Origin of the sequence: Novosphingobium sp. EMRT-2 (genome assembly GCF_005145025.1) — a bacterium.
In the GTDB taxonomy this organism is placed as follows: domain Bacteria; phylum Pseudomonadota; class Alphaproteobacteria; order Sphingomonadales; family Sphingomonadaceae; genus Novosphingobium.
In genome coordinates this window covers 1626352-1642339 of sequence record NZ_CP039695.1, presented here as the reverse complement: position 1 = coordinate 1642339, position 15988 = coordinate 1626352, and the positions used below count along the sequence as shown (strand labels likewise).

Sequence of the window (15988 nt, the reverse complement as noted above, 5' to 3'; positions counted from 1 at the left end):
CGCGCGATGCGTCGCGGCGATTGCCGGTCGGGTCGGAAGGCGTTTATCTGGAGGGCCGGATGGCTGGCGTTTTGAGTGACGAGATTGACGTTCTGGCCAAGGCTCGCCGGGCCATGCCGGGTGATTACGTTCCCAGTGATGACGAACCCTATATGGGCGAGGCGCAGCTCGATTATTTCCGCCGCCTGTTGCTTGAATGGAAGAAGTCGATCCTGTCCGCGTCGGCCGGCACGCTTTCGGCGTTGCAGGACGGGCCGTTGCGCGAACCCGATCTCAACGATCGCGCCTCGAGCGAGACCGACTGGGGCATCGAACTGCGCACGCGCGATCGCCAGCGCAAGCTGATCGCCAAGATCGATTCCGCGATGCGCCGGATCGACGAAGGGGAATACGGCTTCTGCGAGGTGACCGGCGAGCCGATCGGCCTGGGGCGCCTGATCGCCCGTCCGATCGCGACGATGACGGTCGAGGCGCAGGAAGCGCATGAACGCCGGGAAAAAATCTCGCGCGATATGTGAGTCAAACCTTTCCGCCCCGGACCCTGCGAATTGTCCGGAAATGGCACGTTTGCTTGGTTAATCGGGGCGTTTTTAACGATTTCTTTGCCACATCCGTATAGGACGTGGAGAGAGAATCATGCGATTTGTCCAAGGTGCCGGCTCGGTATCCATTGCGGAGCATTTCGGCGGTTTGCAGGGGTGATCGGTTTCGCCGTGACAGAGCTTGAGCATCGTCAGATCGGGCGTGACAGCCTGTTCCTCATGGCGGATCTGCGTCTTGATGGCGTGGATGGCGAACATAAGGTCAAGGTGCGCAACCTTTCGGCCGGCGGGATGATGGCCGAAGGCAACGTCCGCGTCGTTGTCGGGATGCGGCTGGAAGTGAACCTGCGCAATCTGGGCTGGATCGAGGGCGTCGTCGCCTGGATTCAGGAAAACCGTTTCGGCATTGCCTTCGTCGAGGACATCGATCCCAAGGTGGTGCGCGCCACCGCCTCCGGTCCGACATCGGACGAACTGACTCCCCGCTTCGTGCGGCCGCCGCTGCCGACGCACGAGCGTGGCCGGATGCGCAAGATCTGAACGCTATCCGCGTCCCTTGCCGTTTGGCCTCTCTCTGCCATGCGCACATTTCTCGGCTTTCACCGCTGACCACCTGATCGCCATCTGCTAGGCCGGTGCTGAAATGTCTCGTCTTTCACGCCTCGCCCTGGCCCTTGCCCTTGCCGCTGCGGCATCGGGGTGTGGCTGGCGCGGCGACGGCGCGCTCCAGCTTGGCCTGGTAGGCGATTCGGACGCGTTCAAGGCGCAGGGCGTGCGGCTTTCCCCTGCCGGACAGACACTGCGCGCCGCCACGGTCGAAGGGCTGGTGGGATTCGACGCGGAAGGGCGGGTCGTGCCGGGACTGGCCGATCGCTGGATCGTGACCGACGATGGCCAGAGCTATATCTTCCGCCTGCGCGATGGCACCTGGCCCGATGGCGCAAGGATCGATGCCGAGGATGTCGCCGCTTCGCTGCGGCGCGCGCTGGCCGCCCTGCGCGGATCGCCGCTGGGCCTCGATCTCGCCTCGATCGACGAGATCCGGGTGATGACCGATCGCGTGATCGAGATTGATCTGCAAAGCCCGCTGCCCGATCTGCTGACCTTGCTGGCGCAGCCCGAACTCGGCCTTCCCCATGCGCGACAGGGCGGCGGCCCCATGGCGATGCAGCGCACCCGGCAAGGCGCGGTCCTCTCGCTTATTCCGCCCGCGAAGCGCGGATTGCCGGCGCAGGAGGATTTCGCCCGCCGCGCCCGTTCCGTGATCGTCGAAGTGGAAACGCCCGAAAAGGCCGTGGCGCGTTTCAACGATGGCTATATCGACGTGCTGCTGGGCGGTCGGATCGATTCCCTGCCTCTCGCCGGTGTCGGCGGGCTGATGCGCGGCAACGTGCAGATCGATCCCGTCAGCGGCCTGTTCGGGCTGATGGTCGAAAACGCGCAAGGTTATCTGGGCGAGGCGGCCAATCGCGAGGCGCTGGCCATGGCGATCGATCGCGATGCGCTGCTGGGCGCGTTCAATGTCAGCGGCTGGTCGGGGACAACGCGGATCGTGGCCCCGGAAACGCCCGGCGATCTCGGCACGATCGGCGAACGCTGGGCCGGGATGGGAATCGACCAGCGCCGGGCGGCGGCGGCGGAGCGCGTGGCGCGCTGGAAGGCAGCGGGCAACCCGCCGCCGGTGCTGCGCATCGCCATCGGCCGTGGTCCGGGCTCGCAGATCGTCTTCGACCGGTTGCGCGCCGACTTCGGCGGTATCGGCGTCGAGGTACAGCGGGTGGGAGAGGCGGCACCGGCCGACCTGCGCCTGATTGATTCCGTTGCCCGCTATGGCCGCGCTACGTGGTTCCTGAACCAGCTGGCCTGCGCCGCGCGCCGGCCAGTGTGCAGCGCTGCGGGCGATGCCCGGCTGGATGACGCACGCGTGGCGAAGGATCCCCAGCAGCGCGCCGCGTTGCTGGCGGAGGCCGAAGCGGAAATAACCGCCGTCAACGGCTACATCCCCATCGCCCGCCCCCTGCGCTGGTCGCTGGTGCGCAGCCGCGTGACGGGCTTCGCGCCCAACCCCTGGGGATGGCATCCCTTGCCGCCGCTGGCCATGCTTCCCAAATAGGGGGGATGGCACAGGCATCCCGATCCCGCGCCCGTCCCGTGCGGATGGGCATCGAACTTCCCGGCACCGGGCGCGATCCGGCGTCGGTGCGGCAGCTCATCGAACTGATGGAGCACCTGCTCGAACGCAGCTTCGTCATTCCTGGCATCAACCGGCCGGTGGGACTCGATGCGCTCGCCGGGCTGATACCGGTGGTGGGGGATTTCGTCACGGCGGCGATGGGGGCGTGGATTGTGTGGGAAGCGCGCAATCTCGGCCTGCCCAAATGGAAGCTGCTGCGGATGGGTGCGAATGTCGCGTTCGACGCATTGCTGGGCGCGGTGCCGGTTGCCGGCGATGCCTTCGATTTCCTGTTCCGCTCGAACACGCGCAACCTGCGGATCGTCCGCAAGCATCTCGATCGGCATCATCCGCAGACGCGGATCATCGAAGGCTGATTACGCCAGCAGTCAGTCGTCGGCGATCAGAAGTCGATCGCGATGCCGTTCTTTTCCCAGTCGCCGAAGCGCGTGGGATCGAGCCCGTCGGGGTCTTCCGTCGGAACGGCTGCCTTCGGTTCCGGCACGGGCGGATTGGTCCAGTAGTCGGGCGGCGTGAAACCGGCCGGTCGCTGGGTGGCGCGGGGCGTGGGCTTGTCCATGCGCTCCAGATGGACCTTCCTGGCGCCGAGTTCAATTGCCAAGCGCCGCCGGACGCGCGATAGGCGCGCGATGTCGCGTCCCCCCGTTCCCGATGATACGCCCGGCTTGCCGGTTCGCCGCGCCGCCCTGCGCCTGCTCGATGCCGTGCTGCGCCGGGGCGATCCGCTGGACCAGATCGCGCCCCCGATCCTGCGCGGCATAGAGCGCGGGGACGATCGCGCGCTCGTTCTGGCGATCACGCAGGAAACGCTGCGCTGGATGCAGGACCTCGATCTCCTGATCGACGGGGCCACGCGCCAGCGCCTGCCGGACGATGCCAAGGCGCGCACCGTGCTGCGGCTGATGCTGGCGCAGGCCCTGCGGCTCGATCTTCCGCCCCATGCCGTGGTGGCGACCGGTCTGCCGCTGCTTGCGGGTGGGCCGCGCCGGTTGGCGCACGGCGTGTTCTCGGCGGTGATCCGGGGGTCGGCGAAGCTGCCCGCGGCGCCGACCCTGCCCGTGCAAGCGGAGGCACGGTGGCAGGCCGCATGGCCGGACCGCGTGGGGACCATCGCCGCCGGTCTCGCCGATCCGCCTCCGATCGATCTGACCCTGCGCGATCCCGATGCCACGGCCGAATGGGCCGAGCGGCTGGGCGGCGTTTCCCTGATGGCCGGCCATGTGCGCCTGCCGCGCGCGGGCGCGGTGGAAGCGCTACCGGGGTTCGGCGAAGGCGCGTGGTGGGTGCAGGACCTTGCCGCCACCGCGCCGGCAAGGCTGCTGGGGCCGGGGGCAGGGCGGCGCGCGCTCGATCTCTGCGCCGCGCCGGGCGGCAAGACCATGCAACTGGCGGCTGCCGGCTGGCAGGTTACCGCGCTCGACAAATCGGCCCGGCGGCTCGATCGTCTGCGTGAAAACCTGAAGCGCACCGGCCTGGAGGCACAGGTCGTTGCGGCCGACGCGCTCGCCTGGCAGCCGGAGGAACCGTTTGACGCGATCCTGCTCGACGCGCCTTGTACCGCCACCGGTACCTGCCGCCGGCATCCCGATGTGCTGCACCGCTTGCCGGTAATCGAGGAACTGGCCGCGCTTCAGCACAGCATGATGGAGCGCGCCGCAGAATGGCTGCGCCCCGGTGGCGTGCTGGTCTATGCCGTCTGTTCGCTGGAGCCGGAAGAAGGCGAGGCGCAGGCCCGCGCTTTCACCGCGCTGGCGCCCGATCCCATCGCGACCGAGGAGCTTCCCGCCGGCGTCGCGCCGACGCCGGAAGGATGGTCGCGCAGCGATCCGGGGATGTTGGCCGATGCGGGCGGCATCGATGGCTTCTTCGCCGCCCGCTGGCGCAAGGTCTGATGCTTACGCCTTGACCTTGTTGGCGAAGCTCTTGCGCAGCTTCATCAGCTTGGGCGGGATCACGGCCAGGCAATAGGGATTGCGCTGCCCTTCGCCTTCCCAGTATTCCTGGTGGTAGTCCTCCGCCGGATACCATTCCGCCGGCCCTTCGATGGTGGTGACGACCGGCTCCGCGCGATCGGCCTGCGCGCGGGCTATTCCCGCCTCGGTCTCGGCTTGCTGCTCCTCGTCCAGCGGGAACACGGCGGAACGGTACTGCGTGCCGATGTCGTTGCCCTGCCGGTTGAGCTGCGTCGGATCGTGCGTGGCGAAGAAGATGTCGAGCAATTGCCCGTAGGAAATCGCATCGGGATCGAACGTCACCCGGATGGCTTCGGCGTGGCCGGTGTTGCCCGAACAGACCTGCTTGTAGGTCGGGTTCGGCGTCGCGCCGCCGATATAGCCGCTTTCCACGTTGCTGACGCCGATCACGTCCCGAAATACCGCTTCGGTGCACCAGAAGCACCCGCCTGCGAAAATGGCCTGGGCCATCGCTTGTCCTTTCCTGTTTGGTTGAAGGCTAGATAGGAATGCGACCGGCGCTTGTCATCGCTTCCCACTTGGCTACCTTACGCGCGATCCCAACCGAGAGAGGAATTTGCGCGTGCGCACTGTCCTGACAGCCCTTGCCGCCAGCCTGACCATGGCGGTCGCCGGCCTGGTTCCCCAGACCTCCGTCCAGGCCGAAACGCCGGCCCCCGCCGCAACATCGCCGGCCATGGCGGCGGTGCTGGCCGATCCGCGCCGCGATGGCGACCGTGCCCGCGACATCTGGCGCCACCCCGCCGAAACGCTGGGCTTTTTCCGCGTGCAGCCGGGCATGACGGTGGTGGACTATCTGCCGTCCGGCGGATGGTACACGCGCGTCCTCGTGCCTTACCTTGGGCCGCAGGGCCAGTACATCGGGCTCAATCCCGGTGTCGCCAATGCGCCCGAACGCACGAAGCAGGCCTTCGGCAACCTTGGCGCAACTTTCCCCGCGAAGGCCGCGCAGTGGACCGGCGTTCCCGCCGAACGCATCCTCGCCTTCAACACCGACAGCCTGCCCGCCGATCTCGACGGCAAGGTCGATCGCGTGCTGATCTTCCGCGAAGTGCACAACATGTGGCGCGGAGGCTGGCTCTACCCCGATCTGCTGGCGATGCGCCGCCTGCTCAAGGCCGATGGCCTGCTTGGCATTGTCCAGCATCGCGCCCGGCCCGATGCTCCCGCCTCCTACACCGATGGCAGCAAGGGCTATCTGCGGGAGAAGGACGTGATCGCCATGGTCGAAGCGCACGGTTTCGAACTCGTCGGCCAGAGCGAGATCAACGCCAACCCCAAGGACCCCGCGAATCACCCCGCCGGCGTCTGGTCGCTTCCGCCCACCTTCTCGCAGGGGGATGCCGATCGGATGCGCTTTGCTGGCGTGGGGGAAAGCGATCGCATGACGCTGCTGTTCCGCAAGCGCCCCTGATCGCCCCAAAGTCCTGACCCTGGCGGTGCTTTGTCACGGTCTTGCCGTTGAATTGCCGGGCCGGGGGCAATAAGTCCCCGGCCATGAGCAAGATCACCGTCGCCGCCCTGCAACTCGCCCTCAATGCCGGCGAAGCGCAGAACATCGCTGCTGTCGCCGCGCTGGTGGAACAGGCCGCCGCGCGCGGCGCGCAAGTCGTGCTGCCGCCGGAACTGTTCGCTGGCCCCTATTTCTGCACGACCGAGGACGAGGCCCGCTTCGCGCTGGCCTATCCGCTCGACCAGGATCCCTCGGTGCGCGAGATGCGCAAGCTGGCGCAAGCGCTGGGCATCGCCATCCCCACCTCGTTCTTCGAGCGCGACGGCCATCACTACTACAACACCCTCGCCATGATCGGCCCCGACGGCGAGATCATGGGCATCTACCGCAAGAGCCATATCCCCGATGGCCCGGGGTACGAGGAGAAGTTCTATTTCCGCCCCGGCAATACCGGCTTCAAGGTGTGGGATGTGTTCGGCACCCGCATCGGCGTGGGCGTGTGCTGGGACCAGTGGTATCCCGAATGCGCGCGCGCGATGGCGCTGATGGGGGCGGAACTGCTGTTCTACCCCACCGCGATCGGCTCCGAACCCTATGATGCCAGCTTCGATACCAGCCGCATCTGGCGCCGGGCGATGTTGGGCCATGCCGCGTCGAACTGCATGCCGGTGATCGCCGCCAACCGTATCGGCAGCGAAGAGAACGAACAGCGCTTCTACGGGCACAGCTTCATCAGCGATCAGTGGGGCGATTTCCTCGCCGAATACGGGGCGGAGGAAACCGGCGTGCTCGTGGCGGAAATCGACCTGGCCGAAGCCGCGAAGCATCGCGCCGGAATGGGCTTCTTCCGCGATCGCCGCCCGCAACTTTACGCGCGGCTGGCGCAGGACGTGTGACGCCCGCGCCGGCGCAGCGCTACCTGATCGCGCTGGGGTCCAACGTGCGCCACGCGCGGCATGGTGCCCCGGCCGCCGTCCTGCGCGCGGCGGTGCGCGCGCTCGCGGCGCAGGGGCTGGCGGTGGAGGCGGTCTCGCGTACGATCGTGAGCGCCCCACTCGGGCCTTCGCGCCGGCGCTATGCCAACGCGGTAGCGATCGTGGCGGGCGATCTGATGCCTCCCGCGCTGCTCCTGCTGCTCCAGCGGATCGAGCACGATTTCGGCCGCGTGCGGCGCGGCCAGCGCTGGCGGGCGCGCACGCTGGACCTCGACGTGATCCTGTGGAGCGGCGGCGTCTGGCGCCAGGCACCACGCACCGCGCCCGCGCTACGCATCCCCCATCCGGAATACCGCAAGCGGACGTTCGTCCTCACCCCGGCCGCCGCCATCGCCCCCGGCTGGCGCGATCCTGAAACCGGCCTGCGCATAAAACACCACAACGCCCGCTTGACCCGCCGCACCCCGCGCCCTAGGTGATCGGCCTTGGTCGGGCCCTTAGCTCAGTCGGTAGAGCAACTGACTTTTAATCAGTAGGTCGCTGGTTCGAATCCAGCAGGGCTCACCATTCCAGCATCGACGGTTTTGCACGCAGCGCCCCATCCGGACGGGGCGCCAACGCACCATATGCGCGCCGATCGGAGGGAGCGCCGCCGCGCCCCCTCCGCGTGGTTCACAGCACTTCGAACAGGCCGGCCGCGCCCATGCCGCCGCCGACGCACATCGTTACCACGACGTACTTCGCGCCCCGGCGCTTGCCTTCGATCAGGGCGTGCATGGTGCAGCGCGCCCCGGTCATGCCATAGGGGTGGCCGATCGAGATCGAGCCGCCGTTGACGTTCAGCAGATCGTTGGGGATGCCCAGCTTGTCGCGGCAGTACAGCACCTGCACCGCGAAGGCCTCGTTCAGTTCCCACAGGCCGATGTCGTCCATCTTGAGGCCGAAACGCTGAAGCAGCTTGGGAATGGCGAAGACCGGGCCGATGCCCATCTCGTCCGGCTCGGTGCCGGCCACGGCCATGCCGACATAGCGGCCGAGCGGCGTCAGGCCCTTTTGCGCGGCCACGGCGGCTTCCATGATCACCACCGCGGCGGAACCGTCGGAAAGCTGGCTGGCGTTGCCGGCGGTGACGATGCCGCCTTCGATCACGGGCTTCAGCGCGGCCAGGTTTTCCAGCGTGGTCGAGGGCCGGTTGCCTTCGTCCTTGGCGAGATGGACGTCCTGGTAGGTGACTTCGCCGGTTTCCTTGTTGGCCACGGCCATCGAGGCATCGGCGGCGACGATCTCGTCATCGAACTTGCCCGCGGCCTGCGCGGCGGCGGTGCGCTGTTGCGACTGGAGCGCGTATTCGTCGCAGGCTTCGCGGCCGATGCCATAGCGCTGGCCGACGATTTCCGCCGTCTGCAGCATCGGCATGTAGATTGCCTTGTGCATTTCCACCAGCGAACGGTCGGGCATGACGCGCATGTCCTTGGTCTGGACAAGGCTGATCGATTCCTGTCCGCCGGCGGCGACGACATCCATGCGGTCGATGATGACCTGCTTGGAAGCGGTGGCGATGGTCATCAGGCCCGACGAGCACTGGCGGTCCATGCTCATGCCCGATGTGGTGACCGGCAGGCCGGCCCGCAGCGCGACCTGGCGGGCGATGTTGCCGGCCTGCGCGCCCTGCTGCAGCGCCGCGCCCCACACCACGTCGTCGACTTCGCCCGGCTCGATCCCGGCGCGCGCAACGGCGGCCTGCAGCGAAAGCGCGCCCAGCGTGGCGCCGGGGGTGGCATTGAAAGCGCCCTTGTAGGCGCGCCCGATCGGGGTGCGCGCGGCGGCGACGATAACGGCATCACGCATGGTCTGTCTCCTTGATGGTCCGGGTCATTGAGGTGGCTTGGGCAATCGGGTTGCCGCCGAAGCGGTCGCGCAGTTCGCGCTTGAGCACCTTGCCGATCGGGCTGCGCGGCAGTTCGTCGACGACTTCGATCGCGGCGATGCGCTGCGTCTTGCCGAGGCGGCTGTTGGCTTCGGCCAGGATCGCCTGCGGATCGGCGGCGGTATCGGCCAGCACGACCACCGCGAGCGGGGTTTCGCCCCACTTCTCGCTGGGCACGCCGACCACCGCCGCTTCGCGCACGGCGGGCTGGCGGGTGAGTTCGGCTTCAAGATCGGTCGGGAAGATGTTGAACCCGCCCGAGATGATCATGTCCTTGGCGCGGTCCATCAGGATCAGGAAACCGTCTTCGTCGAACTTGCCGATATCGCCATGGCGGATGTAGCGGCGGCCTTCGCCGTCGAACCATTCGACTTCGCGCGTTTTCTCGTCCTGACCGTGGTAGCCGTTCATCATGATCGGCGAATGGCCGACGATTTCGCCGACTTCGCCTTGCGGCAGCTCGTTGCCTGCCTCGTCGATGATCTTGATGATATGGCCGGGGCTGGGCTGGCCGACGGTGTGGAGCTTGTCCGGGTGGAGGTGCGCCACCAGGATCGCGGTCGCGCCGCCTTCGGTCATGCCGTAGCCGTCGGTAAGACCGCCCGGCCAGCGCCGCAGCACATCGGCCTTGAGCCAGGCGGGGAAGGGCGCCGAGGTCGAGGACTTGAGCCGGTAGGACGAGAGATCGAAGCTCTCGAAATCGGGCACTTCCATGATGCGGCGGTACTGCACCGGCACCAGCATGGCGTGGGTAACCCGTTCGCGCTGGGAGAGTTCCAGGAAGCCGCGCGCGTCGAACTTCTTCATCAGCACGACCTTGCCGCCCGCGGTGAGCGTGGGCAGGAAGCTCACCAGCGTGGTGTTGGAATAGAGCGGCGTGGAGCAGATCACGCAGGTATCGTCGTCATAGCCGCCGACGATCGTGCGCCGCGCGTATTCGTGGCGCATCTTGTGGCTTTGCACGATGCCCTTGGGCGATCCGGTGGTGCCCGACGAATAGATGATGTTGAACGGATCGCCGGGCGCGGGCAGGCGTTCTTCGGGCCGTGCGCCTTCCGGCGCGATCCATTGCGAGAACGGTTCCCCCACGGCGCTGTCGTCCAGCGCGATTCGCCGGACGCCGGCGGGGAAGGGAAGCCCCGCCAGCCGGTCCGCCATCTCGGCGTCGAGCAGCAGCACGCGGCTGCCGCTGTCGGCCAGCATCGCCAGCACCGTTTCGGGCGCGGCGGTGGAGGTCAGCGGCGCGGCCACGGCGCCGGCCCGGATAGCGCCGAGGAAGGCCAGGCCCGTGCGCACCGAATTAAGCGCGGCAATGGCGACGGGTTCGTCCTTGCCCGCGCCTTCCCGCTGGAGCGCGGCGGCGACGCGGTCGAGCAGCGCGTCCAGCTCCGCCCAGCTTACGCTGCCATGTTCGTCAGCAATGGCGGTGGCCTTCCCCCTGCGCGCGGCGTGCGCGCGCAGGATGGTGGTGAGCGGGATGAAATCCGCTTCGGCGATGTCTTCGATCCGCAAGGTTTCTCTCCCGCCGCCGTTGTGGATCAGGCGTTGAACGTTTCGCCAGCGGCGGCCTTGCGCGCCAGCAGCGGCGCGACCGGCAGGCCATACTTTTCCAGGCCGGCGGCGACCGTATCCAGCCCGATGTGATCGGCCCAGAACATCGGGCCGCCCGTCCAGGCCGGCCAGCCATAGCCGTTGAGCCAGACCGTATCGATGTCGGACGCGCGCTGCGAAATGCCTTCCTCCAGGATCAGCGCGCCTTCGCTGACCATCGGATAGAGCAGGCGTTCGCGGATCTCGTCCTTGCCGATCGTGCGCTGCGGCTTGCCTTCGCGCGCCGCCCATTCGGCGATGATCTTCTTCACTTCTTCCGACGGCGTGCGCTGGCGGTTGTCGTCGTAATCGTAGAAGCCCTTCTTGGTCTTCTGGCCCCAGCGGCCGACCGCGCACAGCGAATCCCGCAGCGTTTCGATGCGGTTGGGATCGCGGTGCCAGCCGATGTCGACACCGGCGAGGTCCGACATCTGGTACGGACCCATCGGGAAGCCGAATTCGAGCAGCGCCTCATCCACTTCCCAGTAGTTCGCGCCTTCCATGATCAGCGCGTGCGCCTGGGCCTGGCGCGGCGAGAGCATGCGGTTGCCGATGAAGCCGTGGCACACGCCCGAAACCACCGGCACCTTGCCGATCTTGACCGACAGCGCCATGACCGTAGCGAGCTGCTGCTTGCCGGTCTTCGCGCCACGCACCACTTCGAGCAGCTTCATCACGTTGGCGGGCGAGAAGAAGTGCATGCCCAGCACCGCTTCGGGACGCGACGTGGCGCCGGCGATTTCGTTGACGTCGAGATAGCTGGTGTTGCTGGCCAGAATCGCGCCGGGCTTGGCGATGCCGTCGATCCGGCCGAAGACCTCCTTCTTGACGTCCATGTTCTCATAGACCGCCTCGATGATGAGGTCGGCCTCGGCCAGCGCGCCGAAGTCCAGCGTCGGCGTCAGGCGGCCCATCGCCGCTTCGGCCAGCGCCGCGTCCATCTTGCCGCGCTTCACCGTGTTCTCGTAGTTCTTCCGCATCGTGGCGACGCCGCGATCGAGCGCTTCCTGCGTCATTTCCACGATCGTCACGGGAATGCCGGCGGTCAGGAAGTTCATGGTGATGCCGCCGCCCATGGTGCCGGCGCCGATCACGCCGACGCGGTTGACGGGAAGAAGCGCGGTGTCGGCCGGAATGTCGTCAACGCGCGCGGCGGCGATGCGGGCCGCGTCGATGTGTTCCTTGGCGCCGGGAATGGGGTCGGACATGATGTACCTCTCCTGAGTATGGGGTCTGGTTGCGGGTTCAGGCGCGGCTTTGCGCCATCGCGCCGTAGATCAGGGTCTTGAGCTGTCGCCGGATCGGGTAGGCGGAGGAGGGCAGAAGCTGCGTCATGAAGACCATGTGCAGCTTCTCCACGGGATCGATGAAGAAGGCGGTCGAGAAGATACCGCCCCAGAAGAATTCGCCGGCACTGCCGGGCACCAGCGCCTTGGCCGGATCGAGCAGCACGCCGAAGCCGAGTCCGAACCCGGTGCCGGCGTTGTTCGCTTCGCTGAACAGCGAGGTGGAGACTTGCGTGAGGTCGACGCCGCCCGGCAGGTAGTTGCGGGCCATCAGCTGCAACGTCTTGGGCGAAACGATGCGCGCACCATTCGCCGCGCCGCCGCCGGTCAGCATCGCGCAGAAGCGGTGGTAGTCGGCGGTTGTGGAAAGCAGGCCGCCGCCGCCGCTTTCGAAGCGCGGTTGGCGGGTCAGGTTGGTCTTCTCCGCTTCGTCGAGCAGTTCGGGCGGCTTGCCAGGCACGTAGTTCCAGGCGTCGGTCAGCCTGTCCTGCTTTTCGGGCGGGCAATGGAAAGCGGTATCGACCATGCCGAGTGGTTCGAAGATGCGCGTGCGGAAGAATTCGCCCAGGCTCAGGCCCGAAATGCGCGCCACGATCACGCCCAGCACATCGGTGGATACCGAATAGTTCCAGCCGGTACCCGGCGCGTATTCAAGCGGGATTTTGGCGAGTTCGGTCACGAAATGGTCGTTGCCCGGCAGGCTGGCGTGCCCGTCCAGCTTGCCCTTGCGATAGGCCGCGTCGACGTTCGTGCGGTTCTGGATGCCGTAAGTGAGGCCCGACATATGCGTCAGCAGATCGACGATCCGCATGCCCGTTGCGGGCTTGCCCGGCACGAACGGCGCTTCGCCCCCGCCGCCCGCATAGACCGTCAGGTTCGCGAACTCCGGCACGAAGCGCGTGACGGGATCGTCGAGGGCGATCAGCCCTTCCTCGACCAGCATCATCAGCGCGATCGAGGTGACCGGCTTGGTCATCGAGGCGATGCGGAAGATGGCATTGTCGCGCAGCGGCGTTCCATCGGCGCGGGCCTTGCCCAGCGTGGCGCGGAAGAACGGCAGGCCGTCGCGCGCCACCAGAACATCGGTTCCTGCCAGCTTGCCGGGGGCAAGGTAGCGTTCTTCGAGAAAGGCCGGGATTCGCGCGAGGCGGGCGGCGTCGAAACCGGCGTCTTCGGGGCGGATCAGGTCCATCGCTTGCTGGTTCTCCATCAGCCGAAAATGGCCACGCTTTGCAGGCCGCGCATCACTTCCACGCCATCGGCGTTCCACATGCGCAGGGTTTCGCTGCTGAAGCCGTCGGCCATGTGATTGGACGCGGTTTCCAGCAGCCACCAGCCGTCGCGCGTCTGCGGGGCGTCGCCCAGCAGCGTCAGCGACCAGTTGATCGAACTGATCGGGCCACGCCGTTCCATGGCCCGGACCGCGCCGGGCGGCAGGGCGTCGCCGATCCCCACCAGTTCCGCGATCGGGTCGAGGCCTGCGCGGTCGCGCAGGCGCACCCAGCGGCGGAGGACGCTCGGCCGCACGCCGCCACGGGGCTCGGCGCGGCGCATTTCGAAATTGTGGATAAACTGGGGCGCATCGTCGGTCGCGATTACGGGAGCGGCCTCTTCGACGGGAATGGCTTCGTCCGTTCGCTGGGCGGGCACGCCACCGTTGGTCGGCCGCGCCGCCCCGAACAGCCACAGCGCGCGCAGGACCGGCGCGCCTTCGCAGAACAGGTCGGTCGTCACCTGCGCCACGCTGCGGCCTTCGCGCAGGACGCCGACGCGCGCTTCCACATCGCTGCCCACGGGGGCGACGAAGCCGATCTGCGCGCCGCGCAGCGGCGGAAGGTCGGGCCGCAGCCTGCGCGCGGCCGCATAGGCGATCAGAGTGGATGCGCCGCCGTACATCGTGCGCCCCTGCATCCAGCCGTCCGCGCCGGACAGGACCAGCCGGTCGGTGCCATCCGGCTGCAACCGCGCGATCAGCGCCCCCATGCTCATGGCAGCAGGCTCATGCGGCGGAGGTTTCCAGGCTTGGTTTCATGATGGCGCAATCTCTCCCACGGGCAGGTTAAGCCCGAATCCCGTCCTGTGGCTAGTCCATACCGTCTTTTCAGAAAAGGGGATTTGCACGGTGATTTGGGTGACGATTTCATGCAAAAAACAGATAATTTCATGCTTTACGTTACGGAATCCGGTGCTTCGCGTGGGCCATACCCACTTCATGAAAATTTGCGCGGGCGGGTTGCCGGAACGGGGGTGGCGCAGATAGTCTGCGCGGCGAACGACAATGCCGGGCAGGATGGCCCGATCGGGACGGGATCACCATGACAGAGCAACGCCATGCCACCGACCATGCGTCCATCGACCAGGCCTTGCCCGCCATCCCGGCCGGCTGGCCGGCGATGTCGCTGGAGGAGGTGCGGGCGAAGCTCTGCGCTCCGGGCATGCCGTTCGAGATGGAAACGGTGACCATCCGGGGCGTGCCGACGCGCGTGTGGAAGAACGCCCTGCCGCATCTCGGCGCTCTGGCGGCCCTGGCCCGCCAGCACGGGGACAGCACGTTCCTTGTCTATGGCGCGGAGCGGGTTTCGTTCGATGCCTGGCATCGCGCGGTCGCCGCGCTGGCCGCCCATCTGGCGGAACTGGGCGTGGGGAAGGGGGACCGCGTGGCGATTGCCATGCGCAACCTGCCCGAATGGACGGTGGCCTTGTTCGCTACCACGGTTCTCGGCGCGATCGCGGTGCCGCTCAACGCCTGGTGGAAGGGCGATGAGCTGGCCTTCGCTTTGTCCGACAGTGGCGCACACGTCTTGATCGCCGATGCGGATCGGTGGCAGCGCATCGTTCCCGATCGCGCGGACCTGCCGGGCCTGGCGCATGTGCTGGTGTGCCGCGCAGACGAGGGCGCGACGGCACCGGAAGGCACCCGTTTGCTGGAGGACGTAATCGGCCGTCCGGACCGCTATGCGGCGCTTCCCGACCGTCCCTTGCCCGACGCCGGAATCGCTCCGGACGATCCTGCCACGATCTTCTACACCAGCGGCACCACCGGGCGGCCGAAAGGCGCGCTGGGCACGCACCGCAATCTCACCACCAACATCCTGTCCAGTGCCTTCAGCGGCGCGCAGTCCGCGTTGCGCCGGGGCGAGATGCCGCCCGCGCCGCAGCCGCGCACCATCCTGATGGTGATCCCGCTATTCCATGTCACCGCGTGCAGCGCCACGCTGATGGGGTCGCTGGCCAGTGGCAGCAAGCTGGTGCTGATGCACAAGTGGGACACCGTCGAGGCGTTCCGGCTGATCGAGCGTGAGAAGGTCACGGCCACCGGCGGCGTGCCCTTTATCGCGTGGCAACTGATCGAGCATCCCGACCGCGCGCAGTACGATCTCTCCTCGCTCGAAGCGATCGCCTATGGCGGCGCGCCGTCCGCGCCCGAACTGGTGCAGGCGATCTGGCAAACCTTCGGCGCCTTGCCCGGCAACGGCTGGGGCATGACCGAGACGATGGCGACTCTGACGCACCATGCCGCGGAGGATTATCTCAACCGCCCGTCGAGCTGCGGTCCGGCGGTCGCCGTCGCCGATATCGAGGTGCGCGCGGACGATGGCGTCACCGTGTTGCCGGCGGGCGAGATCGGCGAACTGTGGGCGCGCGGGCCGATGATCGTGGCGGGATATTGGAACCGGCCGGAAGCGACCGCGCAGACCTTCGTGGACGGCTGGGTGCGTACCGGCGACCTTGCGCGGATCGACGAGGAAGGCTTCTGCACGATCGCCGATCGCGCCAAGGACGTGATCATCCGGGGCGGCGAGAACATCTATTCGATCGAGGTGGAGAACGTGCTTTACGAACACCCGGCCGTGACCGACGCGGCGCTGGTGGGCATGCCGCATCGCACGCTGGGCGAGGAGCCGGCAGCGGTGGTCCACCTCGCGCCGGGCATGCAGGCGAGCGAGCAGGAACTGCGCGCCTTCGTCGCGGCGCGGCTGGCGGCGTTCAAGGTGCCGGTGCGCGTGGTGTTCAGCGCCGAGACGCTGCCGCGCAACGCCAACGGCAAGATCCTCAAGTCCGAACTGCGGCGGCACTTCGCCTGAACG

The 15988-nt window shown here is 67.4% G+C and carries 15 protein-coding genes, 1 tRNA gene and 1 pseudogene; 10 read left to right on the top strand and 7 right to left on the bottom strand.

All coding sequences use genetic code 11. From position 1 onward, the window contains the following. Positions 1 to 59: 59 nt before the first annotated feature. From dksA to FA702_RS08060, 4 genes are all read left to right on the top strand, one after another. On the top strand, positions 60 to 518 hold the full coding sequence (dksA, locus tag FA702_RS08075) for an RNA polymerase-binding protein DksA (protein ID WP_124810578.1): 459 nt from the start codon (positions 60 to 62) through the stop codon (positions 516 to 518). 195 nt (positions 519 to 713) lie between these two features. Then, entirely contained in the window at positions 714 to 1082 is a 369-nt protein-coding gene (locus FA702_RS08070) for a PilZ domain-containing protein (protein WP_210417627.1), read from the top strand. Positions 1083 to 1185: 103 nt separating this feature from the next. Further along, on the top strand, positions 1186 to 2655 hold the full coding sequence (locus FA702_RS08065; RefSeq protein ID WP_136955726.1) for an ABC transporter substrate-binding protein: 1470 nt from the start codon (positions 1186 to 1188) through the stop codon (positions 2653 to 2655). A 5-nt stretch (positions 2656 to 2660) separates the two neighbouring features. Then, entirely contained in the window at positions 2661 to 3092 is a 432-nt protein-coding gene (locus FA702_RS08060; RefSeq protein WP_210417605.1) for a DUF4112 domain-containing protein, read from the top strand. 26 nt (positions 3093 to 3118) lie between these two features. Here the strand turns inward: FA702_RS08060 and FA702_RS08055 are convergent, their stop codons facing one another. Then, a complete protein-coding gene (locus tag FA702_RS08055) occupies positions 3119 to 3337 on the bottom strand; it encodes a DUF1674 domain-containing protein (protein WP_370385503.1) in 219 nt (72 codons plus the stop codon). Between the two features lie 28 nt (positions 3338 to 3365). Here FA702_RS08055 and FA702_RS08050 point away from each other — a divergent pair, with 28 nt between their 5' ends. Next, a complete protein-coding gene (locus FA702_RS08050) occupies positions 3366 to 4628 on the top strand; it encodes an RsmB/NOP family class I SAM-dependent RNA methyltransferase (RefSeq protein WP_136955725.1) in 1263 nt (420 codons plus the stop codon). A 3-nt stretch (positions 4629 to 4631) separates the two neighbouring features. On the opposite strand, the gene msrA is transcribed toward FA702_RS08050, so the two are convergent. After that, a complete protein-coding gene (gene msrA / locus FA702_RS08045) occupies positions 4632 to 5159 on the bottom strand; it encodes a peptide-methionine (S)-S-oxide reductase MsrA (protein ID WP_136955724.1) in 528 nt (175 codons plus the stop codon). A gap of 112 nt (positions 5160 to 5271) precedes the next feature. Between msrA and FA702_RS08040 the strand changes: the two genes are divergently transcribed. The 4 genes from FA702_RS08040 (at position 5272) to FA702_RS08025 (ending at position 7664) form a co-directional block, all read left to right on the top strand. Beyond that, positions 5272 to 6123: a class I SAM-dependent methyltransferase gene (locus FA702_RS08040; RefSeq protein ID WP_136955723.1), complete on the top strand. Its 852-nt coding sequence runs from the start codon at positions 5272 to 5274 to the stop codon at positions 6121 to 6123. Positions 6124 to 6206: 83 nt separating this feature from the next. Next, positions 6207 to 7058, top strand: coding sequence for an N-carbamoylputrescine amidase (aguB, locus tag FA702_RS08035; RefSeq protein WP_136955722.1), 852 nt, complete (start codon positions 6207 to 6209; stop codon positions 7056 to 7058). Continuing rightward, positions 7055 to 7576 (top strand): 2-amino-4-hydroxy-6-hydroxymethyldihydropteridine diphosphokinase, encoded by a 522-nt coding sequence (gene folK / locus FA702_RS08030; RefSeq protein WP_136955721.1) that lies wholly within the window; start codon positions 7055 to 7057, stop codon positions 7574 to 7576. Before aguB ends, folK begins: the two co-directional genes overlap by 4 nt. 12 nt (positions 7577 to 7588) lie before the next feature. Continuing rightward, positions 7589 to 7664 (top strand) — tRNA-Lys (locus FA702_RS08025). A gap of 105 nt (positions 7665 to 7769) precedes the next feature. Here the strand turns inward: FA702_RS08025 and FA702_RS08020 are convergent. The 5 genes and pseudogenes from FA702_RS08020 to FA702_RS08000 all read right to left on the bottom strand — a co-directional run bounded on the left by FA702_RS08020 (position 7770) and on the right by FA702_RS08000 (position 13889). Beyond that, on the bottom strand, positions 7770 to 8945 hold the full coding sequence (locus FA702_RS08020; RefSeq protein WP_136955720.1) for an acetyl-CoA C-acyltransferase: 1176 nt from the start codon (positions 8943 to 8945) through the stop codon (positions 7770 to 7772). Beyond that, the gene (locus FA702_RS08015) at positions 8938 to 10536 is read right to left on the bottom strand and encodes a class I adenylate-forming enzyme family protein (protein ID WP_136955719.1); all 1599 of its coding nucleotides are present in this window, start codon (positions 10534 to 10536) and stop codon (positions 8938 to 8940) included. The genes FA702_RS08020 and FA702_RS08015 overlap by 8 nt, the downstream gene beginning before the upstream one ends. Positions 10537 to 10562: 26 nt before the next feature. Further along, a pseudogene (locus tag FA702_RS08010) lies at positions 10563 to 11801 on the bottom strand (3-hydroxyacyl-CoA dehydrogenase NAD-binding domain-containing protein); the annotation flags it as partial. A 58-nt stretch (positions 11802 to 11859) separates the two neighbouring features. Next, entirely contained in the window at positions 11860 to 13092 is a 1233-nt protein-coding gene (locus tag FA702_RS08005) for a serine hydrolase (protein WP_136957303.1), read from the bottom strand. 17 nt (positions 13093 to 13109) lie between these two features. Further along, entirely contained in the window at positions 13110 to 13889 is a 780-nt protein-coding gene (locus FA702_RS08000; protein ID WP_136955717.1) for a thioesterase family protein, read from the bottom strand. A gap of 326 nt (positions 13890 to 14215) precedes the next feature. Between FA702_RS08000 and FA702_RS07995 the strand changes: the two genes are divergently transcribed. Beyond that, positions 14216 to 15985 carry a class I adenylate-forming enzyme family protein gene (locus tag FA702_RS07995; RefSeq protein WP_136955716.1) on the top strand — a complete coding sequence of 590 codons (1770 nt, stop codon included), beginning with the start codon at positions 14216 to 14218 and terminating at the stop codon, positions 15983 to 15985. Positions 15986 to 15988: the final 3 nt, after the last annotated feature.

Excerpts from the sequence above, each read along its gene's own strand:
- FA702_RS08000 (WP_136955717.1), bottom strand. The coding sequence starts at position 13,889 with ATGAGCATGGGGGCGCTGATCGCGCGGTTGCAGCCGGATGGCACCGAC.
- aguB (WP_136955722.1), top strand. The coding sequence starts at position 6,207 with ATGAGCAAGATCACCGTCGCCGCCCTGCAACTCGCCCTCAATGCCGGC.
- FA702_RS08020 (WP_136955720.1), bottom strand. The coding sequence starts at position 8,945 with ATGCGTGATGCCGTTATCGTCGCCGCCGCGCGCACCCCGATCGGGCGC.
- dksA (WP_124810578.1), top strand. The coding sequence starts at position 60 with ATGGCTGGCGTTTTGAGTGACGAGATTGACGTTCTGGCCAAGGCTCGC.
- msrA (WP_136955724.1), bottom strand. The coding sequence starts at position 5,159 with ATGGCCCAGGCCATTTTCGCAGGCGGGTGCTTCTGGTGCACCGAAGCG.
- FA702_RS08050 (WP_136955725.1), top strand. The coding sequence starts at position 3,366 with ATGTCGCGTCCCCCCGTTCCCGATGATACGCCCGGCTTGCCGGTTCGC.
- FA702_RS08060 (WP_210417605.1), top strand. The coding sequence starts at position 2,661 with ATGGCACAGGCATCCCGATCCCGCGCCCGTCCCGTGCGGATGGGCATC.
- FA702_RS07995 (WP_136955716.1), top strand. The coding sequence starts at position 14,216 with ATGACAGAGCAACGCCATGCCACCGACCATGCGTCCATCGACCAGGCC.
- FA702_RS08005 (WP_136957303.1), bottom strand. The coding sequence starts at position 13,092 with ATGGACCTGATCCGCCCCGAAGACGCCGGTTTCGACGCCGCCCGCCTC.
- FA702_RS08065 (WP_136955726.1), top strand. The coding sequence starts at position 1,186 with ATGTCTCGTCTTTCACGCCTCGCCCTGGCCCTTGCCCTTGCCGCTGCG.